This is a genomic window from Vibrio sp. ZF 223 (assembly GCF_003050585.1).
In the GTDB taxonomy this organism is placed as follows: Bacteria; Pseudomonadota; Gammaproteobacteria; order Enterobacterales; family Vibrionaceae; genus Vibrio; species Vibrio crassostreae.
The window spans coordinates 58,995-81,016 of the sequence record NZ_PIGB01000003.1; the positions used below are offsets into that span (position 1 = coordinate 58,995).

General features: G+C 43.1%; 21 protein-coding genes and 1 pseudogene. 9 read left to right on the forward strand and 13 right to left on the reverse strand.

Translation table 11 applies throughout. The features are described 5' to 3' along the window. Window positions 1-62 precede the first annotated feature (62 nt). Window positions 63-242, forward strand: coding sequence for a hypothetical protein (locus tag CWO13_RS07770; protein WP_102431307.1), 180 nt, complete (start codon window positions 63-65; stop codon window positions 240-242). 47 nt (window positions 243-289) lie between these two features. After that, complete coding sequence (locus tag CWO13_RS07775; RefSeq protein WP_108082736.1) at window positions 290-877, forward strand: SAM-dependent methyltransferase; 588 nt, start codon at window positions 290-292, stop codon at window positions 875-877. 127 nt (window positions 878-1,004) lie between these two features. Here CWO13_RS07775 and CWO13_RS07780 read toward each other — a convergent pair whose 3' ends face one another. Beyond that, the gene (locus tag CWO13_RS07780) at window positions 1,005-2,642 is read right to left on the reverse strand and encodes a methyl-accepting chemotaxis protein (RefSeq protein WP_108082737.1); all 1,638 of its coding nucleotides are present in this window, start codon (window positions 2,640-2,642) and stop codon (window positions 1,005-1,007) included. Window positions 2,643-3,234: 592 nt separating this feature from the next. On the opposite strand from CWO13_RS07780, the gene CWO13_RS07785 reads away from it, so the two are divergent. Both CWO13_RS07785 and CWO13_RS07790 read left to right on the forward strand, forming a co-directional pair. Continuing rightward, window positions 3,235-3,483 (forward strand): hypothetical protein, encoded by a 249-nt coding sequence (locus CWO13_RS07785; RefSeq protein WP_102441111.1) that lies wholly within the window; start codon window positions 3,235-3,237, stop codon window positions 3,481-3,483. A gap of 157 nt (window positions 3,484-3,640) precedes the next feature. Beyond that, the gene (locus CWO13_RS07790) at window positions 3,641-3,844 is read left to right on the forward strand and encodes an alpha/beta fold hydrolase (RefSeq protein WP_258186372.1); all 204 of its coding nucleotides are present in this window, start codon (window positions 3,641-3,643) and stop codon (window positions 3,842-3,844) included. Here the strand turns inward: CWO13_RS07790 and CWO13_RS07795 are convergent. Beyond that, the gene (locus CWO13_RS07795) at window positions 3,841-4,239 is read right to left on the reverse strand and encodes a hypothetical protein (protein ID WP_108082738.1); all 399 of its coding nucleotides are present in this window, start codon (window positions 4,237-4,239) and stop codon (window positions 3,841-3,843) included. The two genes, CWO13_RS07790 and CWO13_RS07795, sit on opposite strands and share 4 nt — an antisense overlap. 195 nt (window positions 4,240-4,434) lie before the next feature. Here CWO13_RS07795 and CWO13_RS07800 point away from each other — a divergent pair, with 195 nt between their 5' ends. Further along, on the forward strand, window positions 4,435-4,914 hold the full coding sequence (locus tag CWO13_RS07800; RefSeq protein WP_057621948.1) for an Sbal_3080 family lipoprotein: 480 nt from the start codon (window positions 4,435-4,437) through the stop codon (window positions 4,912-4,914). A gap of 185 nt (window positions 4,915-5,099) precedes the next feature. Here CWO13_RS07800 and CWO13_RS07805 read toward each other — a convergent pair whose 3' ends face one another. Beyond that, complete coding sequence (locus tag CWO13_RS07805) at window positions 5,100-5,948, reverse strand: DMT family transporter (protein WP_102433576.1); 849 nt, start codon at window positions 5,946-5,948, stop codon at window positions 5,100-5,102. 139 nt (window positions 5,949-6,087) lie between these two features. Between CWO13_RS07805 and CWO13_RS07810 the strand changes: the two genes are divergently transcribed. Continuing rightward, window positions 6,088-6,987: a LysR substrate-binding domain-containing protein gene (locus CWO13_RS07810; RefSeq protein ID WP_102433577.1), complete on the forward strand. Its 900-nt coding sequence runs from the start codon at window positions 6,088-6,090 to the stop codon at window positions 6,985-6,987. Between the two features lie 82 nt (window positions 6,988-7,069). Here CWO13_RS07810 and CWO13_RS07815 read toward each other — a convergent pair whose 3' ends face one another. Continuing rightward, a complete protein-coding gene (locus tag CWO13_RS07815) occupies window positions 7,070-8,647 on the reverse strand; it encodes an EAL domain-containing protein (RefSeq protein ID WP_108082739.1) in 1,578 nt (525 codons plus the stop codon). A gap of 374 nt (window positions 8,648-9,021) precedes the next feature. Between CWO13_RS07815 and CWO13_RS07820 the strand changes: the two genes are divergently transcribed. Both CWO13_RS07820 and CWO13_RS07825 read left to right on the forward strand, forming a co-directional pair. Next, the gene (locus tag CWO13_RS07820) at window positions 9,022-9,444 is read left to right on the forward strand and encodes a lysozyme inhibitor LprI family protein (protein WP_102433579.1); all 423 of its coding nucleotides are present in this window, start codon (window positions 9,022-9,024) and stop codon (window positions 9,442-9,444) included. A 73-nt stretch (window positions 9,445-9,517) separates the two neighbouring features. Then, window positions 9,518-9,961, forward strand: a pseudogene (locus tag CWO13_RS07825) (carbon-nitrogen hydrolase family protein); the annotation flags it as partial. Between the two features lie 78 nt (window positions 9,962-10,039). Here the strand turns inward: CWO13_RS07825 and CWO13_RS07830 are convergent. From CWO13_RS07830 to CWO13_RS07865, 8 genes are all read right to left on the reverse strand, one after another. After that, window positions 10,040-12,499: a CHASE3 domain-containing protein gene (locus tag CWO13_RS07830; RefSeq protein WP_108082740.1), complete on the reverse strand. Its 2,460-nt coding sequence runs from the start codon at window positions 12,497-12,499 to the stop codon at window positions 10,040-10,042. A gap of 216 nt (window positions 12,500-12,715) precedes the next feature. Next, window positions 12,716-13,717: a substrate-binding domain-containing protein gene (locus CWO13_RS07835; RefSeq protein WP_108082741.1), complete on the reverse strand. Its 1,002-nt coding sequence runs from the start codon at window positions 13,715-13,717 to the stop codon at window positions 12,716-12,718. A gap of 152 nt (window positions 13,718-13,869) precedes the next feature. Then, window positions 13,870-14,796, reverse strand: a complete 927-nt coding sequence (rbsK, locus tag CWO13_RS07840) for a ribokinase (RefSeq protein WP_108082742.1) — start codon at window positions 14,794-14,796, stop codon at window positions 13,870-13,872. 212 nt (window positions 14,797-15,008) lie between these two features. After that, window positions 15,009-15,887, reverse strand: a complete 879-nt coding sequence (gene rbsB / locus CWO13_RS07845; protein ID WP_017060856.1) for a ribose ABC transporter substrate-binding protein RbsB — start codon at window positions 15,885-15,887, stop codon at window positions 15,009-15,011. 127 nt (window positions 15,888-16,014) lie between these two features. Next, window positions 16,015-17,007, reverse strand: a complete 993-nt coding sequence (gene rbsC, locus CWO13_RS07850) for a ribose ABC transporter permease (protein ID WP_009844905.1) — start codon at window positions 17,005-17,007, stop codon at window positions 16,015-16,017. Further along, complete coding sequence (rbsA, locus tag CWO13_RS07855) at window positions 17,004-18,509, reverse strand: ribose ABC transporter ATP-binding protein RbsA (protein ID WP_099166634.1); 1,506 nt, start codon at window positions 18,507-18,509, stop codon at window positions 17,004-17,006. Before rbsA ends, rbsC begins: the two co-directional genes overlap by 4 nt. Before the next feature lie 83 nt (window positions 18,510-18,592). Next, window positions 18,593-19,012 carry a D-ribose pyranase gene (gene rbsD / locus CWO13_RS07860; protein ID WP_029222043.1) on the reverse strand — a complete coding sequence of 140 codons (420 nt, stop codon included), beginning with the start codon at window positions 19,010-19,012 and terminating at the stop codon, window positions 18,593-18,595. Between the two features lie 200 nt (window positions 19,013-19,212). Further along, a complete protein-coding gene (locus tag CWO13_RS07865) occupies window positions 19,213-19,527 on the reverse strand; it encodes a winged helix-turn-helix domain-containing protein (protein ID WP_017108334.1) in 315 nt (104 codons plus the stop codon). 440 nt (window positions 19,528-19,967) lie between these two features. Here CWO13_RS07865 and CWO13_RS07870 point away from each other — a divergent pair, with 440 nt between their 5' ends. Next, the gene (locus CWO13_RS07870; protein ID WP_102268581.1) at window positions 19,968-20,564 is read left to right on the forward strand and encodes a porin family protein; all 597 of its coding nucleotides are present in this window, start codon (window positions 19,968-19,970) and stop codon (window positions 20,562-20,564) included. A gap of 116 nt (window positions 20,565-20,680) precedes the next feature. On the opposite strand, the gene CWO13_RS07875 is transcribed toward CWO13_RS07870, so the two are convergent. After that, entirely contained in the window at window positions 20,681-21,724 is a 1,044-nt protein-coding gene (locus CWO13_RS07875) for an endonuclease/exonuclease/phosphatase family protein (protein ID WP_108082743.1), read from the reverse strand. Window positions 21,725-22,022 lie beyond the last annotated feature (298 nt).

Sequence of the window (22,022 nt, forward strand, 5' to 3'; positions counted from 1 at the left end):
TTGACCATTATTAGGTTCTATACTTATATAATAATTTCAGTTCTAACTCTAAAGGAGTATTGATGGATATGTTGGGTAAAGATTGCTTATTGCAATTAGTACTTGAACACTTTCAAGAAGATATAGCAAAGTCCGTTAACTTTGTGACTGGTGAAGTTGGAGTGGCATATTCAGACTTACCACATAATCTTGTTTTTTGTGTGAATTTATCGCTTGTCGAAAAAATTTATCCCACTAGCTAACTCGCCTCTGTTTTAAATCGAGTAAAACAAAACCTCAAGGTTTAAATATGGTAACTGACAACTTTTTCTATAACGCTGAATTATATAGAGACTACAGTGAGCTTGTGATCGAAAGGCAGATACGGGGGAGTGATTTACTTATTTGTTGTTTAGATACAGGTCAATATTACGATAGTTTTTCATTGGCAATGTTACATTCTTATTACGAACAAAAGACAGAGATGATCTCATCTGGTTTTTGTCGGATTATGTCTTTGGTTGACAACAGTAGTTTTAGAAAAATCAACTGTAAAGGGAACTTCAAAGAAAGGTTATTTAGTAACACCCGAGGTGAATTAGCTGAATATCTAGAGTCTAACAAAGTTAAAATGAAGAATAGTCATTTTTCCATCAATCGAAAAATAGAAAATAAAATCACATTTAATAACTTCGACCACGTTAATTTTAATCAGTACAATAGTAGGTTAGATGCGATTGTTATCGCATCATTAACCAATGAGTATCACGATATTGTCCGTAAGTATGCTCAAGACATCCTCATACCCGGAGGGCATGTTTTTATCTGTGATAACTCCCATGCACTAGAACTTAAAGGGATGCGGTGTTTGAAAAAAGGGGTTTATGTTCGTGTTTAGACTGATTCTCCTGTGGAAGCTGTCTTTGCAATCAATGGAAGAAATCAGTTCTAGCAGTAGCTGCGTGAGCTACTGCTATTCGTTTTTACGCGTAGGAAACTTCCGCTTTTCAAAGCAAATTCTTGCATCATGCAAGTTTGAATCGGTTAATTGTACACATGAGATTTTCCGAGATACCTCTGAGTTCCCGGCTCGAATTAGCCATTTCGGTAGATTCACTCGACACTAAAGTCGCCATATCACTCAAGCTGGCTACGTTACGGTTTATTTCGTTCACGGTGAGTGTTTGCTCTTCAGCAGCAGTTGCAATGTGTTGCGCCATACCTTCGATCTTATTAACTTGCTTGTTACTCTCGTCAATCTTGCATCCTGCCTGCGCTGATAGCTCTGAGGCTTTATTCGCTTTATCAACCCCTTGATGCATTACTGTAACGACATTTTCAGCGCCAACTTGCAACTTTTCTATAATATTTTGAATCTCAAGTGTGGACTCCTGAGTACGTTGAGACAGGGTTCTTACTTCATCAGCTACCACAGCAAAGCCCCGACCATGATCACCAGCCCTAGCGGCTTCAATAGCAGCGTTAAGTGCTAAGAGGTTTGTCTGTTCTGCGACTCCTCGAATAACTTCTAGAACCGTATCAACATTTTTTGCATCAAGCGCCAACTTCTGGACTGCTTGTCCTGCTGAGGTAATGACTTCCGCCATTTCGTTAGCTTCTATCACATTATTTTGAATAATTGAGGAACTCTTCTGTGTCTCCTGCGCTGCAAACCGACTTGCTTCATTTGCTTCAACGGTTCGCCCAGCAACTTCCTCAACGGTAGCAAGCATTTCTGTCATGGCTGTCGCAAGCATATCCACGTCGTTTCTTTGCTGGTTAAGGCTATTATCTATTTGGTGTACCGAATCAGTGAGTTGCGTTGCCGACGCTGATACTTGAGTCCCAATTCCCTGAATCCCGAGCATCATTGATTGAATAGACTCTACAAACTGATTGAAATAACGAGCCAAGAAAATCAGTTCTTTGCTCCCTTCTTCGGGAATACGTTGCGTTAGATCGCCTTCACCTTTTGATAATGCTTTCATCGCAGCCAAAGTACGATTTATTGGGAGAGTGATGGTTTTGATGAAGTAACCAACGATCAGTGAGAGAACCGTTAAAATGCCTATTGCATAACCTATCGATGTCATCTCAGCTCGGTGAGTCGTCGCTTGTAAGGCCACCATATTTACACCAGAACCAACCATCCATCCCCAAGGCTCCAACATTATTGCATAACTGGTTTTTGGCTCTAGCGTTTGTTTGTTCGGGTTTTTCCAATGATAATCAATGAATCCACCACCATTTTTCGAAATGCTGTACATCTCTCTGACAAAATATTTACCCTTACTATCTTGAAGGTCAATAATATTTTTTCCTAAAAGAGAGGGGACGCCTGTAGCTATTTGCTTTCCTTCTCGATCACCTACGAAGATATAATTCCCACCATCAAATCGCATATTTGAGATGGTTTCCAATGCGCGTGCACGTGCTTCCTCTTCACTTAATTTCCCTATTGCACTTTGATTTTCATAATGCTTAATAACGCTAACGGCGCTTTGAACTAGAATTTTTACCCCTTTTTGATAACTCTCACGTACATGTTGGCGTGAGCCGTCTATATTTAAAATTGTATTTGTAAGTAAAGCGATTGCAAACAAAGCGAGAATCGCCCAAACTCTAATAGCAATCGATACGTTTTTAACTTCTTTAATTATCATGGATTTATCCCCTAACCAAAAATTCACCAACGCAAGACAAAGGTTTTATGTTAAATTAGAACCAGAATATCTTAATTTTTATATTGTAAAATTAGCACATAAAAATCATTTAGTTTTGGGTAGGATGTAAATTAAAGAGTTTTTTTGATTGATGATAGATTGAATAATTAAACTGGCTGATTATTAAGTTAATAAAATATATTTAAAAATAGAAGTTATTTAAATTGAAATATATGATTATTAGCTTCATCATAGCCGAATGTGCTTTGGTAGGTTGATATAAATCCCCTATATTTTCAGTGATTTAAATTTGTTTTACTTAATCAAACTAGATTTTTAAGCCCATGCGTCACACAAATGGCTACGGCGCTATTTCTCCTTACAAAATCTCTCTTAGCATCCAATTCAACAAACACCTTTCTCATACATGTAATTGTCACCTTCAAGATGGCCCTGAGCTGTCGCAGTTTTAGAGTGGGCCAATCAATGCATTTTTAATATGTGTAATGTTTCATTTCTCGCATGTAACTCACAGACAAATCTCAAAGAAAAGGTACTCTAGTAAGTCCATGTGTTCGGCGAGTATTTTTGCATGCGTAAGCTCAAAATGGACACTTATTGCTTTGAAACTAGTGAGCTAAAGGACAGCTTGGTGGTTCCTTTAGGCTTGGCAAAGTTGGTTGTGACACTCTTACCCAAGAACATATCGTCTAAATTTGACGAAAACGGGGAGCAATTAGAAGCATTAGTTAACGCATTAAAAGACGCGAAGGCCGAAGGCATTTTACTTGAGTTGAAAGATGATGAAAGCCAAGAGCGCATTGTGTTTTCAGTGGCTTGATTGGCTAATCAATAACAAGCAATTCGACACGCTTGGTATGTGAAGTATGTATATGTTAAGTGTTGTGTTCAGTTGGTTTCAGAGGAATAAATGAAAGAGTTTAAGGTTAAGGGGGAGCAACGCGATACTCAGGTATCATGATCTTCCCGGTTCGGAAGTGCCTATTATTTTTATACATGGTATTGGCTGTGCTTCCTCGTTTGATTATCCGGCCGTTGCGGCTAGTGATTGGTTGCTTCCTCATCGGCGCATTCTTGTTGATTTGTTAGGTTCTGGGTTTAGTGATAAACCTGAGGACTTCGATTATTCCATCTGTAGCCACGCGGCTTATCTTGAGGCGTTTATTCAATCTTTGTGTTAGTTGGAAACGCTGTAAGTGTCGTAGTCGCGCAGTAAGAATAGTGCGATACAGGCTGCGAGCATTGGCCAAGAGGCAAAGAACAGTAGGTTGTTGAACGGGTCCATGTATTTTCCAAAAGAGGCGAAAGTTGAGCCTGCGTGCAGGACCAAAACCGCACCGTAGGTGTACTTTTTCCACATGCCGACGACGAATGCGCCTAAAAATCCAAGCTGAGCGACACCCAGCGCCATCATCGCATTGTTCGACACGTCGATGCCGTAAAAGCCGAACAGTACTTTTGTCGCGTGTTCAGGCACAAGGATCTTATCCAAGCCCCAGAACAAGAAGACTATAAAAATGCCGATTCTCAGCAGTAGTAGGCTGGTCGCCAGTTTGGTTTGAAGTGTCTTTTCCATGGTATTCCTTTTAATGTACTCAAGATGCGATGAAGTTAAATGTCCATCAAAGGAGACCCATGGTCGTTGGTTTTTCTTTCGCTATTTTTCAATGCTTTATGTAACAAGGAATGTCTTGTTGACTCCTTAGTATATGACATGCTGTTTTTATTTTATGGTACTATTCACCCAAATAATCATTAATGGATATGTAACGTGAAAAAATACCTACTATTATCGCTTTCGGTTTTAATTTTGGCTGGTTGTGGAGCCCCTCGTTACACAGGGAGCGCGATTCCAGAACCTACGACTGAAGTGGATGTTGTGATTGTTAAAGACGCTGAAACACGTGAAGGGTTCTTAAATACCATGGAAACGTGGCTGCAAGATAACGATTATACTTACACCGTCGTACCAGATAAGTCGCAGCACGATCTTGATAAGCTAACATTGGAGTATGAAGGCCATTGGGGCTGGGACTTAGCCTTGTTCTTAAAGCAAGCGGAGATCAATGCTTATCAGAACGGGCAAAGAGTAGGTGAAGTAGAGTTTAAAGTTCCATATACGGCTAACCCGAATAAGTTCGGTAATGCATCTAAGCGTATTGGTTTTATGATGGATACGGTGTTTGGTAAGAAAACCGCTGAAGAAGCGACGAAAGCGGCCAATTCATCAGATTCAAAAGCGACGAACTAGCCTAATTAGCTGACTAACTCACCCCTTTGTTCGCTTTCTATTTCTCTTTAAGCTCTGTTCGAACAGACGAAGCCGTTGCTTTTACAGTTACGGCTTCACATTGTTCGTATTAATTAAAGCTTTTGTCTGAAGTGATATCTTACTCATTTCGCTTGGTATTCAGGGCCTGGTATCAATAAACTTTGTTAGCTTTGCTTCTTCTCATTTCGAGCCAGCCAGATGAGTGGCAGTATGATCATCGCTGTGCCAATCGCCATTGCAATATCAGGCATTTCACCAAACCAGACCAACCCAACTCCCACCGCTCCGAGTAAGCCGCTGTATTCAGCACTGGCGATTTTATTGCTTTCTGCCGACCGGTAAGTGACGACACATATCGCCGCGTAGATGAGGATAAAACCGCTTGAACCTGCGGCAGTGATAAGTGGTGACCAATTCCATTCACGGCCTTCCCAAATGGCGAGCCCAAGTGATGCCGGAACGCCCGCTAAGTTGGTTAACAGCAACGTTTGTGCGACGGTTTGGTGCTTGGGAAGTTTGCGGATTAATAAGTTATTGCTGGCAATGGTTAACGCCACGATAAGCGCAGCAATGGCCGCCCAATCGATCTCTGTCGGGCGAATGATGACCAGAACGCCCATAAAGCCGAATATTCCAGCAGCAACAGAGTAGCGGTTGAGTTGTTCTTTGAAAAAGACCAAGGCTAACGGAAGCATCATCAAAGGTGCGGCGTAGAAAATCGCGTTAGCGGTAGCCAATGGCATGGCATTGATGGCAAACACCATAAAGATTGCACCCAGTAACCAGATGTGCGCGCGCAAGGCATGCCATTTTAGCCCGTCGGTGAAGCTCTTTTTACTCACGCCAAAACAAAAAGGCAGAAGGATTAACACGGCAGTTAGTTGTCTGAAGAAGACAAATTGAAAAACAGCAGTGTCTTCGCCTAAGGTTTTAATTAAGGCATCAGAGAAAACCGCAATTAGATTGCCGACAATGAGTAAACTCATTGCCATTCCAACAGACATTGTAGGCATGAAGAAGCTCCTATCATTGACTGACGCGTGTTCAGTGTGAGTTAAAAAGAAAGTGAAGAAGTGTGATGGCGTAATCTTAATGCATAAAATGGTTTCATATATAATGATAAAAATTCACTTAGTATGAGCTGAACTAATAATGAAATTACCACCATTGAGAGCAGTACAATGTTTCGAGTCAGTCGCTCGTTTTAATAGCTTTTCTCAGGCGGCTATAGCGCTTCATGTTACTCAAAGTGCGGTGAGTCATCAGGTTCGCTTGCTGGAGGAATACTTAGGTGAAACCTTGTTTGTGCGTCAGGGAAGGCGTTTATCGCTCACCCCGATAGGAGAGCGTTACTACGAAGATGTGTCTCATTCATTACAGAATATCGCGCAAGCCAGCTACCAAATCCGCGAAGGTGACAGTGGCAAAATTCGGATTGCAATGTACAGTTCTCTGGCCGTGAAATGGTTGGTACCTAGGCTCGAAAACTTACGCCAACAGCATCCAGAAATCGACTTAACGTTAAGTATGGTAGCCGATGAGCCTGAGTTTTCAGATCAAGTTGCCGACTGCTTTATCACTGCCTACCCGCCTAAGAAAAACTACGTTAGTGACTTCCTATACAAAGAGCAGTTATATCCGTTCTGTAGCCAAAAGGTGTGGCAGAGGATCGAAGATAAACCTTTGCCAGAGGCTCTGTGGGATCAGCAATTACTTTCAGTAAGTTCAATCTTCAAGGATGGCGGTGAAGCGAAAGACTGGATTCAGTGGTGTGAACGCGGTGGCTTCAGCTTGCCAAAGGATGTGAAAATTAGCCAGTTCAGCCACATGGTACTGGCCGCCGAGGCCGTGAAATACCATCAAGGTATTGCGTTCCTGAACGACTACTTTCTTAACGACCAAGATCTTCAACAAAACTTGGTTCGTATCCCAATGCACGATTTGCCGACTGGCGACAACATGTATTTTGTATACAAAAAGTCGAGAGCTAAGCAGTTTGAAATCAAAACGTTAGGCCATTGGCTTAAACAGCAATGTTTTGATTATGAGTAAGCCGTAAACAAGACCCTTATGCTCGCGGTAAGCGTAGACTCGTAGTAAAAAGAGTCTACGCAGGCTGCAATTATCAAACAGTTTAAATTTGCTCACACTCCGGCGTTGATGCCGAAGGCTTCTCAATGCTATCAGACTCAAAATGCTGTTGCTTAAGCAAGCTTATCGTCAGGTTTATCGGCATCGGCTTATAAAAATAAAAGCCTTGGATATAGTCGACACCTAGCTTAGACAAGATTTTTACTTGTGATTCGTACTCGACACCTTCGACGATGACTTGCATACCTAAGGTTCGTGATAGTTGAAGCATGGATTCGAGTAAAGGGAGACCAAAGCTGGATTCGTCGGATATGTTTTTCACGAACACGCGGTCGATTTTGAGAATGCTAAACGGGAACTGTCTTACAAAGTCTAATCCGGCGTAGCCTGTACCAAAATCATCAATCGCGACTCTCACGCCCATGTTCGATAGCTTGGTAAGGTTGTCTCTAATTTTGACCATATCGGCATCAGAACATTCACCATCTTCTGTTACTTCAAATACCACCTGCTTGAGGATCTCAGGGTGTCTTTTAAAGATACTGATTACCTTGTTAGAGAAGTTACTGTTGGACACAACGTTGCGACTGATGTTGACGCTGATGTACTTTGATTCGAACTCGTCTTGATTGCTTTTCAGCGTCATTAATACTTTGCGTAGCACGAAGTAAGTTAGCTCCTCAATCAGCCCTAAGCTTTCAGCTAGTGGGATGAAAATAGCAGGGGATACGTTACCTTCAATTGGGTCGTTCCATCGTAATAATGACTCACAGCCAACGATCTCGTTGGTGTTTTGGTTAACGATGGGCTGCATGTGAACATGTAGATGTTTGTTTTTTAGTGCACTTGAAAGCGAATACTCTAAGCTACGTTGGCTCTGTTTCTTATGTTTGACGGAAAGGAGAATAATGGTCGTAATTCCGGCCATCAAAAAGCCAAACCATAAATAGCTCAACATGAAGTGAAGATAATACTGATACCCAATGTATGAGGTGATGGTCAGCGGGTAAATGTTTGATTGTATACGCACCTTGGCTAATGATGAGTCAATGTTAGTAGGGTGGATGTCTCTTTTGATCACTTCAACTTTAGCCTGTATTCCATGGCTGTTAAGGTTTGTTTCGACAATGTCATAGATAAAGTGCGGCGGAATCATCAGGCTCACCCCGGCATCTTCCTTATTCGAGAAAATAAGCATGATGGATTGCACTTGGGTGATGGCCGAATTGGAATACGATAGGGTGGTTAAATTCGGATCGTCATTGAGCCTTTCTCTGATAGTGCTGTAAAGGTGAAACGAAACCTCACCATCGGTGGTCGAACAGTAAAAACGGTTCTGTTTGTTGAATACGGCTGCTTCTTTTACCCAATCGGCATCAAAAACGGTTTGTCGCATCTGTCTAACAATTACATCGCAAGATTGGTCAGGGGTGATGCCTGATAAAAAACGGTCGAACCTCGATTGGATACCTTCAAGTTGTGTTTCGACGAGCTTTGATGTGTCTTGGGTTAAATTCTGATAGTGAGTTGGTGTAAACGGGATAAGCAATGCCATAGAGAAGAAGAAAGAAATGGCAAAGTAGAGCGAAGTCTTGGCAAAATGTTGGTACTTGATATCCATAGTTGGAGAAGCGTTACCGATTGGGTGAGCATTCAATTTAATTTATAAATTTAACGATTGCGTAGCAATAGTAATAATAAATATTGTGAATGCGCGCATGAATTATTGATAAAGATAATATATTTTCCATTTTTACCAGCGAAATCTTGATGTTATCTCGTTTTTTTATTGGTGGGATTGGTGATATTTTGCATTATTCACACGTATAACAAACGCTTATATCCCGATAAATTTTGATGTTATTTGCTTAAAGATCGAAAGAGATTTAAATATAGAGCCATGTTTAATCTAATTAGCTGATATGGTCACAAGTTAAACAAGGTTATAAGGAAATATCATCGAACCGTTCAGGGGTGACAATATTTAGGATGTTTATGAAAAAACTTATATTAGCATTCATAGTCGTGTGCTTCTCATTCTCTGCGTTGGCTGATCAAAGTGCTATCGATTGTGAGAATGCGATGAATACCATCGAGATCAATCAGTGTGCCGCAATTGAGTTGGAATCTGCACAAGCGGAACTGGATAAATACCTTGCAGCCAGCTTTGAGCACAATGCTTATGATGCTGAGCTGGTGGCTTCAATGAAGGAGGCTCAGGAGAGCTGGCAGACGTACATGTTGGCTCATTGTGACTCTGTGTATACCCAATGGCGCGATGGTTCCATTCGAGGGGTTATGACGCTTTCTTGCAAAACCAAACTCACTAAGCAGAGAACACATGAGGTATGGGAAAACTTCTTAACCTATATGGATAGCACGCCCCCCGTTTTACCAGAGCCCAAGCTGATGAAGTAGTTGAGCTGAGATGCTTATGAGAGTGTGCGCTTGCTTCAACCGTTGGCGTTCGCGTAGGCAAGTGAGAGGGGATCAAACGAAATTCGACAAAGAGTACTTTTCTAGAGGAAGTGAATTACTGACATTTAATTTTAAAGGATTGAAGTTCGGTGTCGCGATTTGCTTTGATATTTGGTTCCCAGAAATCATGAGGGCATATCAGTCGGTAGACGTTATTCTCCATCCAGCGAATTTTGGTGGTCATCATAGCTTTGCCATTGCTCAAGCGAGAGCTTTAGAAGAGGGGTGTAATGTCGTGACGTGTAATCGCGTTGGGCAGGATGTGGTAGATGCGTTTTCCGCGACATATTGTGGTGGCAGTAGAGTTTATTCACCAAAAGGTGAGTTAGTGACTCAACTCAGCGACAAGCAATCTTTAGAAAGTGTGAGTATTCAGGATCTGTCTATTGCGCCTCAATACAATGGTGTTGATGTGTTCGATGAAATGCAAGAGATAGCTTCAGTGTTGAGTCGTTAGAATTTCTCGTCTAATGGCGTTTGATCGAAAAGGGCAAGGTTAGATAACCTTGCCCTTTGGTTTAGGAATGACATTTTCTTAAGTCTTATCGTTCATTTGATTAAGACGTTCTAATGAATTGCCGGTTTTCATCCGCTGAGCTTGATGGATATTGACCATGAGGCGATTGAGCAACTTTTGTAGCAGTTCAATATCAGGCAGCTGTTGATTTTTTGCTTGTACTTCTAGCTCCAGTGCTTGTTTAGAAAGCATCTTAAGACCTAAATTTAGAGACATACCTTTAATGGAGTGCAGGGTGCGGCACAATAGCTTCAACTCTTTCGCCAAATAATATTCGATGACTCGATCAACAGACTGTTCAAACTCAATAATGGTTGAATCGATAAGCAAGTTGAACCCTTCTGTGTCGTCTTTCAGTATGTGTATTACCCCTGAATGGCTTATTTCTTCTTCCGTTAATCTCAACGTTTCAATTGGTTTTCGGTGAAGCTCAACGATATTTTCATCATAATTTGAGTCTTTAGTTTCAGTTTGCTTAGGTAATCGATTTGAAAACTGTTGTAGGGCGTCAAAGAAACTCTCTTGCTGCAATGGCTTAGTAAGAATATGGTCAACACCGGCCTGAATAAAATTGTCATGAGCTTCACGAAACACATCTGCTGTGTAGGCGAAAATTAAGGTGTCGAGCTTTAGTTTCTCGCGGATGTATTGAGTTGTCTCGACCCCGTTCATCTCGGGCATGTGATTGTCCATCAAGATAAGGTCATATTGAGTGGTTTTGAGGCGCTCAATCGCAAGCTTACCATTTTTAGCAAGATCGACATGGTGACCTAAGTTTTCACAGAAGCCTTGCGCAACAATGGCATTGATACGGTTATCTTCGACCAATAGGATGTTCATTGAATTACAGGTGAGGTTTTCTGTATTCGTCATCTGTGTCGTACTCTCACCGGTTTTGCCTTCTTGCCACGCAATAGATATAGAGACTTGGAATTTTGTTCCAAGGCCAACTGCGCTGGTTAAGATGATTTCCCCATTCATTAGATTGACAAGGTTCTTAACGATCGCGAGGCCAAGCCCTGTGCCGCCAAACTGTCTAGTTGTTGATGTATCTGCTTGTTCAAATGAGTTAAAAACTTGTTCGTGCTTGTCTTTAGGAATACCAATACCCGTGTCTGTCACGCTGATAATGAGCTGGTTATTTGGTCTATTGAGGTCCGCTTGAATGGACACGTGACCTTCTTTGGTGAACTTAGTCGCGTTCCCCCCCAAGTTGTACATAATTTGGCGCAGCCGAGCACAGTCTCCGATAAGTTGAATATGGGTTGGGATGTTATTTTCGATTAACAAGCGAATGCCTTTCTCGTCTGCTAATGGCTTAAGTGCGCTACAGACGGGTTGCATAACTTGGGTAAAATGAAAGGGTGCAAAGTCTAACTCAAGCTTGTTTTCTTGTACTTTAGAGAAGTCGAGAATGTCGTTGAGTATGGTCATTAAGTGGTGGCCAGATTCAAGAATGATGTTGATGTTCTCTTTTGTTTCCGGCTCTTGGGTTTGGCTTGCAATGATCTGAGATATGCCAAGCACTCCATTCATGGGCGTTCGAATCTCGTGACTCATGGTCGACAGAAAATCGCCCTTAGCTTTTACTGCGGCTTCTGCTTTGGTTCGTTCGGCGATTAGCTCCTGATTTTTCGCTCGCATTTCACTGTTATTACTGATCAAATTGGCTGTCATTTTTTGAAAGCTTTGTTTGAGGTGAGCGATTTCGTCTTGGGTGTTTATATTTGAACCCAACTCCAGAGTCGCAGCGCCTTGATCCAAATGGCCAGCGGCAACTTGGTTAGTGGCTTCAAGTAGGGTGTGTAATCTTTGATTAATACGGTTTGACGCCCACGCAGCAACAATCAGAGAAATTAATGTCGAAAAGAGCGTTCCGACTAATAGAGCGTAATCGGTTTGCTTGGCGGAGTTATCAGATTTAACAACACGAACACTGATTAATTGTTCTTCTATTTCGATAAATCGAGCGATTTCACGTCGTATTTGGTCAATCAGTTGCTTTTCCGTTTGCTGCTTGGTGAGTTCTACGACACTCTGCATGTCTGCTTCACCTTTATTAACGAGGTTGCGCTGTAAGATTTCCTCCTCTCCGGATTCTTTGAGCCAAGTTTTATGGATATCGTCAATTCTGTTAAGGCGATCAACTTGAGGTGGATTATCGCTAACTTGAGTAGCAAGGGTTTGAATTTTTTGACGCCACACATCGAGTGCGAGGTGGTAGGGCTCTAAAAAGACAGGGTCTCCTGTGATTAGGTAACCACGTTGTCCTGTTTCCATATCTACGACTAGGTTTAGTAACTCCTGAGCTCGAGCAATGGCTTTGTGAGTATGGACAACCAAGTGGTTGTCTTCGACCATAGATTGGCTGTTTTCATGAACAGAAAAGGAAACAGCAACCATTAAGGTGATAGGAATCAAAAAGCTGACTAATAGCTTTTTCTGTAGGGATATCTTGTCAAACCAACCCGCAATCATAAAACGGCACTCTCCATGTCCATATCGATGTCATGTATTGATAGTGTAGATGACAATTAGTCGTAATGTGTGTAATTAGTAGCTTATTCCGTAATTGCATATTCTAGAGTGTAAGTTTTTGAATATTTAAGGCATTTTAGGGACGAGTAAGTGGCGTTATTATGTTCCAAAAAACAAATAAGCTAGCTTTCAACGGTGTAATGTGTATGGCGAGTACTAAATCGCTTTTACACTGCTTCGTTCAACAAGAGTCGGTTCCAGTTCAACGACTTGCGGGTAAGCGTCTGGAGTTTGTAATCTACTCAAAAGCGTATCCACAGCCGCTTTACCTAAACGATATTTTGGCTGGTGGACAGTGCTTAACGCGGGTGTCATGTACTTCGACAGGTGGATGTCATCGTAGCCAATGATAGATAGGTCATTTGGAATCGATGTACCATCTTGAGCCGCTGCGTGAATCACGCCCATGGCCATCATGTCGTTACTGACAAACAAGGCTGATGGCATTTCACCACGCGCTTTTAAAGTTTGGTAAGAGTCAAAACCGCCATCGCATTCGAAGTTTGATTCAACAATCCACTTAGGATTGATCTCTAGATTCGCTTCTTCCATCGCTTGCTTGAAGCCTTGATAACGAGAAGAGGCTTGATTGCGGTGAAGTGGGCCGGTGATACAACCAATCTGAGCATGACCGTTATCGATCAAGTGCTTGGTTGCCATGTAGCCACCTTGATGCGAGTTATCTTGGATCTTATCGCTGGCGAACAACATTGGGCCCCAGTCCATAACCACAACTGGTAGCTCTGGGTATCGTTCAAACACATCGATATGTTCACCTTCAAGGGTCGAACACATCAGCATTAAGCCATCGACACGCTTTTGCAGCAAGATATCGATAGATGACTTCATGCGTTCGCTGTCGCCTTCGGTATTACACAAGATAAGGTTGTAACCTTTCTCGTAGCAACGACGCTCAACACCTTTTACGACTTCACCAAAGAATGGGTTAGTAGAGGTAGTAACTAGCATGCCTAAGGTTTTGGTTTGCTTCATTTTCAAGCTACGAGCCAATGCAGACGGTGCGTAGTTGAGTTCTTTAGCCGCACTGTTAACACGCTCAGCAATCTCTTCACTGACAAAACGTGACTTGTTGATCACATGGCTGACGGTTGAAGTTGAAACCTTTGCTAGCCGAGCGACATCTTTCATTGTTGCCATAAAAAATCCTTGTGGGAGTAACTTGCCACGTTGCGCGATATTCTGCCCGAAAACAGGGGCTTATGCTTGTTATTTGTTGTTACCGAAATTGAAGGCTAACACGCGTTAACTACGGTTTAGCTCAGGAGTTAAGCCTTCAAATAGGTGTCAAGCTAAGCAGATAATTGCTCTGATAAAAACGCATCCGTTTCTGCTCTGCTTGGGATTGACGTCTGAGCGCCAAAGCGAGTCACTGAAATTGCAGCCGCAGCGTGAGCAAACTTAATTGCGCGTTCTAATGGCATGTCTTCAAGCAAGCCCGTCACTAATGCGCCATTGAAGGTATCACCAGCAGCCGTGGTATCTGTCGCTTCAACGCGGAAGCCTGCAATTAACTCACCTTCTCCGTTTTTACTCACCCAAACGCCTTTAGCGCCAAGTGTGATCATCACAGTCTTGATGCCTTTCGCATGCAGAGCCAAAGCCGCCTGATGAGCAGATGCGCTGTCGGTTACGGTAACGCCTGTCAATACTTCTGCTTCGGTTTCGTTTGGTGTAATCACATCAACACATGCTAGTAAGGTATCCGATAGTGGGCGAGCAGGGGCAGGGTTTAGAATCATGCGAGTTCCGCTCTCTTTCGCTACTTTTGCTGCGTATTCAATGCCTTCAATCGGTGTTTCAAGTTGAGTCAGCAGGTACTTGGCTCCGCGAATCTTCTTTAGATGTGGTTCGATTTGGTCGCAAGTCAGCTTGTCATTAGCTTCTGCAGAAAGACAAATGCTGTTTTCGCCCGTTGCAGATACTTGGATCATCGCAATGCCAGTTGGGGTGTTGTTTGCAACGATAACACCGTCGATGTTGATGCCGTCTTTAGCGAAATCTTGACGAATGTTGATGCCAAATGGGTCGTCACCGACACACGCAATAAAGCCGATATCTGCGTTTAATCGCGCAGCAGCGACCGCTTGGTTAGCACCTTTACCGCCAGGGATGACCTGATAGTTACCGCCAATCAAGGTTTCACCCGGACGAGGGAACGAAGGAACTTGCAGTACGTGGTCAGCGTTAACGCTACCTAAAACAATCAGTTGAGTCATGATACGAGCCTTATGATATATCGTATTTGAAAATGCATGGGTCTTTCTCATGGTGTTGAGTGCGCACTCGCTTGTGAGCGGCATGAGAAACAGCGATGCACTGTCGGTTTTTCGTTTTTTGTCTTGGTCTTGAGTCAGCGAGTTAATCAAAGCAGGGGATAGGGGACCCCTGCTTTATATCGCGTTACCTAGTAACGATTGCCTAGTAACTATTACTTAGCGATGATTTTTAGAGGTACTGGTACGTACTCGTCTACTGTTTCGCCTTTCAGTACTTTGTCTGCCATTTCGATACCTAGAGAACCGATTAGGTCAGGTTGTTGTGCAACTGTAGCGCCTAGTAGGCCACGGTTAACTGCTGCGATGCCGTCGTCTGTGCCATCAAAGCCAACAATCATTACTTCTTTACCTGAAGCTTGAACTGCGCGAAGAGCACCTAGTGCCATTTCATCGTTCTGCGCGAATACTGCTTGTACATCTGGGTTAGCTGCAAGTAAGTTTTCCATTACGTTCAGACCTTTAGTACGGTCGAAATCAGCAGGTTGGCTTGCAAGAAGTTCAAGGTCGCTGCCGTTTACTGCGTTCATGAAGCCTTCACCACGTTCACGAGCTGCAGAAGTACCAGCAATACCTTCAAGTTGGATTACTTTCGCTTTTTCACCCACTTTTTCCATGATGAAGTGACCTGCCATTTCACCACCAATTACGTTATCAGAAGCGATGTGGCTCACTACGTCACCACGGCTTGCGCCACGGTCTAGCGTTAGCACTGGGATGTTTGAACGGTTAGCCATGCGAATCGCGTTAGACACAGCATCTGAATCTGTTGGGTTGATCAGGATTGCCTTAACACCACGAATGGTTAGATCTTCAATGTTCGACAGCTCTTTGCTTGGGTCGTTTTGAGAATCCAGAACGATAAGCTTGTAGCCTAGCTCTTCAGCTTTCGCTTCTGCGCCATCTTTCATGGTTACAAAGAATGGGTTGTTCAATGTAGACAGAACGATTGCCATTGTATCTTGCGCCTGTGCAGACACAGATACCGTTGTAGAAAGAAGAGCAGCAGAAATAAGAGTCGCTAATTTTTTCATGGTGTAAGTCCTTTGTGTAGGGTGAGCTAGGAGGTGAGTTCTAGCTCGTAGTTACATTATTTATAGATTCTAATATTTAAAGGTAAAACAGGGTGTTACTTGTATTAACCTAGAGTGTGAATAGGTTTTATTTGTTTTTGTTGTCGACCAATACTGCCAGAAGAATAACCACTGCTTTTGCAATCATCTGGTAGTAAGAAGATACGTCTAGTAGGTTTAGGGCGTTGTTTAGGAAGCCGATGATCAGTGCACCAATCAATGTGCCCATGATGCGGCCACGACCGCCAGCTAAGCTTGTGCCGCCAAGAACCACGGCTGCGATAGCGTCTAATTCGTAACCCATACCTGCGGTTGGTTGAGCTGATGACAGTCGAGATGCCACGATGATGCCTGCAACGGCTGCTAACAGACCACAGATTGCGTAAACGCCGATTTTTACTTTGTCTACGTCGATGCCTGATAGGCGAGTTGCTGATTCGTTGCCACCCAGAGCGTAAACGTAGCGACCAAAGCGTGTGTGGTTAAGTAGGTACCATACCGCTGCGAATACCACGACCATGATCCATACTGGAACCGGGATGCCCATTGCGTAGCCTGTACCGAACCAAGCGAATGCGTCTGCTGTGTCTGTGAAGCCAGTTGAGATAGGGCGACCATCGGTATAAACCATGGTTACGCCGCGAAGTAGTGTCATGGTTACAAGCGTTGCGATGAAGGCTTGAACCTTACCCTTAGCGATAATCACACCACTGATAGCGCCCAATGCTGCACCAGCTACAAGAGCAGTTGGCACTGCTATCATCACAGGGATTTCCATGCCAATCATGCTGGCTGCGAATGCACCACAAAGTGCCAGTACAGAGCCGACACTTAAGTCGATACCCGCGGTTAGGATAACCAACGTCATACCCACAGCAATGATTGCGTTAACCGAGGTTTGGCGCAGAATGTTTAGGATGTTGTCGACAGTAAAGAAGTTCGGGTTTAAGAAAGAAACGACAACAATCAGGAAGATCAAAGCTATCAATGATTTTTGATCAATCAGCCACTCTTTGCTGATTAATGGCTTCTTCTTAGGCGCTTCGGTTTCAGTTGTTTTGCTCATGGTTTTAGTACTCATGCTGCATCCTCGTTGATCTTTTTACCGACCGCACACGCCAGTAATAATTCTTGGTTTGCTTCTTTAGCGTCAAATTCACCGCTTACACGGCCTTCATGCATCACCATGATGCGGTCACTCATTCCTAATACTTCTGGCATTTCAGAGGACACCAAAATGATGCTCATGCCGTCGGCTTTAAATTTATTAATGAGTTGGTAAATCTCTTTCTTAGCACCGACATCGACACCACGCGTTGGCTCATCGAGAATCAATACTTTTGGTTTGGTCATCAAGCCTTTAGCGATAGCCACTTTCTGTTGGTTACCACCAGAAAGGTTGCCAATGATTTGCTCGCGAGTAGGGGTCTTGATGTTGAATAGCTTGATGAAGTCATCAACCGCCATCACTTCGTCTTTGTGTTGGATTTGACCGCTTTTTGTAAGCAGATCCAGTGAACATAAAGACATGTTTTCTTTAACAGAAAGCCCTAGCACTAAGCCATCGCCTTTACGGTCTTCAGAGATGTAAGCAATGCCATTCGCCAAGCCATCTTTTGGACTTACCGGGTTAATGGTTTTGTTTTCTAGGTTGATGACGCCGCGTTCACTAGGAAGGGCACCGTAAATGACTTTCATCAGTTCGGTACGACCTGCGCCCATCAGCCCCGAGACACCAAGGATCTCGCCGCGCTTTAGAGTAAAGCTCACGTCGTGAACACCAGAACCGGTCAAGCCGATGACTTCAAGGCAGGTTTCACCGTGGCTCTGGCCGATACGTGGATATTGTTCGTCTAGCTTACGGCCAACCATCATTTCGATTAAGCCATCTTCGTCGGTGTCTTTTACTTCACACTGACCAATGAATTTACCGTCACGAAGCACCGTGATGTCATCACAAATCTCGAAGATCTCTTTCAGGCGGTGAGAGATATAAACAATGCCGCAGCCTTCAGAACGCAGCTCGTTAATCACCTTAAATAGCGACTCAGTTTCGGTATCGGTTAATGCATCCGTTGGCTCATCCATGATGATGACCTTAGATTCAAACGATAGGGCTTTCGCGATTTCTACCATTTGCTGCTCACCAAGGCTTAACTGACCTAAAAGTGTTTTCGAGCTGTGTTTTACATTAAGACGCTTAAGTAGCTTGTCCGCTTCTTGGTACATTTCGTTCCACAAGATGCGGCCCATAGTCCCTGTGATTTCACGACCTAAGAAGATGTTCTCGGCGATGGTTAGCTCTGGAATTAGGTTCAATTCTTGGTGAATGATACTAATGCCAGCTTGTTGTGAATCACGCGGTCCTTTAAATGCTGCTGGTTTACCTTGATAGGCGATAGTGCCGCCATCCAAGTGGTAAATGCCGGTGAGCACTTTCATGAGGGTTGATTTACCTGCACCGTTTTCTCCCATTAACGCCATTACGCGTCCTGGATAAACGTTGAGGCTTGCCTTATCCAGTGCTTTCACACCAGGGAAGGCTTTCTCAATTGAGCTAAGTTCTAAAATGGCTTGAGTCATGTCGGTTCCTTTACTCGGGGCCAGTTGTATTTGATTGTTTTGGTTCAGTGATGACACTGAGCTGTCGTTGCGTTTTGCTTGAGTTAAAAGGTTACGCCAGCTTGGAAAATAACATTCGCGTAAGGCGTGCATTCACCTGTGCGGATAACCGCGCGGCTTTCATGCGTGCGCTCTTTGAATTCTTCATGAGTGATGTAAGTAATCGAAAGCGGTTTACCGCAACGCGCTTCTTCTGTCTTGATTAAATCAATCAGTGCTGCGTGGTGTTCTGGGCTTACTTTTGCAAACTCTTCTGCAATCACAACGCCTTCGATTTGAGATTCATCCAGCATGGTTTTTACGGTTTGCTGAAAGCTTGGGACACCGTGAGTCAGTGCAAGGTCTATGCGTGTTACGTGGTCTGGAATCGGCAAGCCTGCGTCACAAATCGTGATTTCATCTGTGTGGCCAAGAGTCGCCACTAGGTAAGAGAGTTCAGAGTTTATTAGAGTACTTTTTTTCATATCACGACCTATCGAAAAATAACGTTTGATGGGTTGAGAACAACTCAAGAAAAGCCATCGAAACGTTTCGATAGTGATAATAGTGTTTGATTTATCATTTGCACTATTCACTTTCTTAGAGTGTGATAACGATCATCGAAACGTTTCGATGGGGTGTTTTTTGGTGATCTCAGTCACCGACATTGATTGCATAAATCCTTTTACGTGGCTTCAATTGATAGCGCATATCCAAACTTACTGATGGTAATGATCTGGACGTTTGGCGTTCTCAATCGCGCGAAGACATTGCGTAGGTTATAGACGACGTTTGCAAGGGCATGCGGTGACGAGAGTTGCCCGTCCCAGCACACATCAACAATATGTTCTCTCGAAATCGGCTTTCCCACATTTTCTATCAGTAAGCAGAGCACTGCTAATAGGTGAGGGCGCAAGGTGATTTTATTCCCTTGCTCGTTGGTAATAGTGCGAGCGTCGATATCAATGATTAAGCCGTTGAAGTCTATTGTGTGGTTCATCGTGTTTTTTGATCGTCTTATTCTGAATTGTGGAGATTGAGCGAAATTGGCTGCTTTTGGATCGGATAACTATTTAAGTGTGGTTATTTAAGTGTACGAATGGTCAAAGCGCGCGAATTATGCAGAATCGCATCACTCTTGAAAGTAAGCGTTCGTAAGTCTGCGTGAATAAAATCTAAAAATGGGATGGTTTGAAAATTGAGTGGAAGGTTTTATCTAGAAAAGATGTGTTTTTATTTCTTTATTATTCATGTGTTTATTTTGTTATTACTGATTATGTTGGCTGAAGTTACAAAGTGATTATATTTTTATTTATTTTTTTGTTACCTGTGAGCGTAATCTGCTTGCCAATTCGACGGGGTGTCGGATAAGTCTGACAAGATTGTGTAGCAGGGAAAGACGTAGCAATGTTGATTTGAAATAATTAAGGTCAAGCAGTAATGAACAACAAATATATTTTAAGCATCGCGATGATGTCTGCACTTGTGGCAAACAGTGTAATGGCAGAGGACAATGGTTTCTACTTAGGTGGTGCAATTGGTACTACTGGTATTGATGATGGTGGGCTTTATGAGGGCTCTTCAAGGCCAATTACTGTTGATGCAGAAGATCGGACGTACAAGATAATTGCTGGATACCAATTCAATCGCATCGTCGCACTAGAGGCGCAATATACGAATTATGGCGACGTTGTTGCAAAAGATGCATTAACCAAAGATTCTTACACTTGGTCTCCAACTGCATTTTCGATCGTTGCTAATCTAGGTTACACGTTTGACAACGGAATTCGCCCTTTTGGCATCGTAGGTTTGTCGACGATTGATTTAGACCAGTCGGCTCCGTTGCTTGATGACGATCGTGGTGACGCTATTCGCTATGGTTTCGGAGTTGAGTACACACCAAAACAGGCTGAAAACTTTAACTTTAGGTTAGGTTATGAAGCGGATGCATTTGCGATTGAGAGTGATTCAGGTTTTGAAAATGATAAAGATCTCGTGATTGATTCATTTTATCTAGGCGCAACTTACAACTTTTAAGTTTCACACTTTGCTAAACGGCAAATCGGTTTCTAAATGGGGCGTCGGTTGGCTCAACCCGTTTGTCTGAAGTGGAAAGGCCGCAGTGTTTGACTGCGGCTTTTTTATGTCTAACTCTAGGCTTCGCGGATATGAGCGGTGACGGAAACGACAGCGTGATCGGTACTGAATTGGTCGCGTTCGAAGATTGGGTTAATCAGATGATGGTCGAGCACAGTGTAGTTTGATATTTCCATCAAACTTGAGGAGTTCTGGCAGTCAAATTCGTTCGACATCAAAATGTAGTCCAGTACAGAACCTGATGCGCCGTAATAATGAGTTGGTTTACGTTGTGAGAGTAAGTCTTCTTCGTGTAATTTATGGTAGAGGTCCCAACTGTCTCTCAATCTAAAGTGTGAAAGCCAATGTTGGCTGGTTTCATCTCGCTTCAACGAATAGCTCAACAACCCTTTGAATTCATCGTTGAATAGGGGCTTGTTAAAATCGCCCATCAACACAACGGGTTGGTCGGTTAGATAGCGTTGATTGGTAATGTATTGGTGTAGCATTTGAGCTTCTAGTCCGCGCTGAACACTCGATAGCCAAGATCCAAGTTGTTCCTGGTGAAGTTTAATCAGTGTATCGCTTTGTGGCTTTTGCTCTGCTGAACTGTCACTCGGTTCTACCGTTTCAACTTTAGGCTCTGTTGCGCGTTGTGACTTAAAGTGCACGACATAACAATCGGTTGAGCCTAAGTGAGGCAGTTCAATAGTGGCGTGTACTGGTGTTCGGTTGAATGAAAAATTGTCACCAAGGCTAAAGGCGGCAAGTAAGCTCGAATCCGGCGTGACAGGCTGAACATTTTCAATCGGATAACGGGAAGCAATGCCCACAACAGGGGAGGTGTATAGGTAATCATCTTCAACGTGTGCGTTATCGACGACGGCAAAGTGCGGATAGCCCAACTCTGTCATGAGTTTCTTTAAAGATTCTGGGCTGAAAATTTCTTGAAAGCCAATCACATCGCAATCTAATGAACGAATCGCTTCCGCAATCCAATTTTGCTTCTTCTGCCATTCATCGAAGCTGTAGATGTTCTCAAAATCATAATAAGCGTTCGGTGGCTCAAGGTAGTTCAAAAGGTTGAACGTTGAGAAGGTTACTTGGTTTGGTTTGTTCAAAGTGTCATTCCATTTAGACCTAGGCTGCAAGGATACTCCAGTAAAGTATAGTTTGTTGATTATTTAGAACGTAAATTTCGCTTTAGAAGCGAATCAAAGGAAATCTAAGTCGTGGAGGCTTGTGTCATTCACGCTAGCGCAATCTTAGTGCTTCTGCCTTCCCCCGTACTTTTTTACGCCACCAAACTAATCAAAGCAATCAACTCAATCAAAGCTTACTGCATTCAATAACTTCGAGCTGTAACGAGTTAATTGTAAATAAACCGTCAGAGATGGAGTGCTGATGGTTTTATTAGTT

Coding starts and splice junctions, on each gene's coding strand:
- CWO13_RS07770 (WP_102431307.1), top strand. CDS start 63: ATGGATATGTTGGGTAAAGATTGCTTATTGCAATTAGTACTTGAACAC.
- CWO13_RS07775 (WP_108082736.1), top strand. CDS start 290: ATGGTAACTGACAACTTTTTCTATAACGCTGAATTATATAGAGACTAC.
- CWO13_RS07780 (WP_108082737.1), bottom strand. CDS start 2,642: ATGATAATTAAAGAAGTTAAAAACGTATCGATTGCTATTAGAGTTTGG.
- CWO13_RS07785 (WP_102441111.1), top strand. CDS start 3,235: ATGCGTAAGCTCAAAATGGACACTTATTGCTTTGAAACTAGTGAGCTA.
- CWO13_RS07795 (WP_108082738.1), bottom strand. CDS start 4,239: ATGGAAAAGACACTTCAAACCAAACTGGCGACCAGCCTACTACTGCTG.
- CWO13_RS07805 (WP_102433576.1), bottom strand. CDS start 5,948: ATGCCTACAATGTCTGTTGGAATGGCAATGAGTTTACTCATTGTCGGC.
- CWO13_RS07810 (WP_102433577.1), top strand. CDS start 6,088: ATGAAATTACCACCATTGAGAGCAGTACAATGTTTCGAGTCAGTCGCT.
- CWO13_RS07815 (WP_108082739.1), bottom strand. CDS start 8,647: ATGGATATCAAGTACCAACATTTTGCCAAGACTTCGCTCTACTTTGCC.
- CWO13_RS07820 (WP_102433579.1), top strand. CDS start 9,022: ATGAAAAAACTTATATTAGCATTCATAGTCGTGTGCTTCTCATTCTCT.
- CWO13_RS07830 (WP_108082740.1), bottom strand. CDS start 12,499: ATGATTGCGGGTTGGTTTGACAAGATATCCCTACAGAAAAAGCTATTA.
- CWO13_RS07835 (WP_108082741.1), bottom strand. CDS start 13,717: ATGGCAACAATGAAAGATGTCGCTCGGCTAGCAAAGGTTTCAACTTCA.
- rbsK (WP_108082742.1), bottom strand. CDS start 14,796: ATGACTCAACTGATTGTTTTAGGTAGCGTTAACGCTGACCACGTACTG.
- rbsB (WP_017060856.1), bottom strand. CDS start 15,887: ATGAAAAAATTAGCGACTCTTATTTCTGCTGCTCTTCTTTCTACAACG.
- rbsC (WP_009844905.1), bottom strand. CDS start 17,007: ATGAGTACTAAAACCATGAGCAAAACAACTGAAACCGAAGCGCCTAAG.
- rbsA (WP_099166634.1), bottom strand. CDS start 18,509: ATGACTCAAGCCATTTTAGAACTTAGCTCAATTGAGAAAGCCTTCCCT.
- rbsD (WP_029222043.1), bottom strand. CDS start 19,012: ATGAAAAAAAGTACTCTAATAAACTCTGAACTCTCTTACCTAGTGGCG.
- CWO13_RS07865 (WP_017108334.1), bottom strand. CDS start 19,527: ATGAACCACACAATAGACTTCAACGGCTTAATCATTGATATCGACGCT.
- CWO13_RS07870 (WP_102268581.1), top strand. CDS start 19,968: ATGAACAACAAATATATTTTAAGCATCGCGATGATGTCTGCACTTGTG.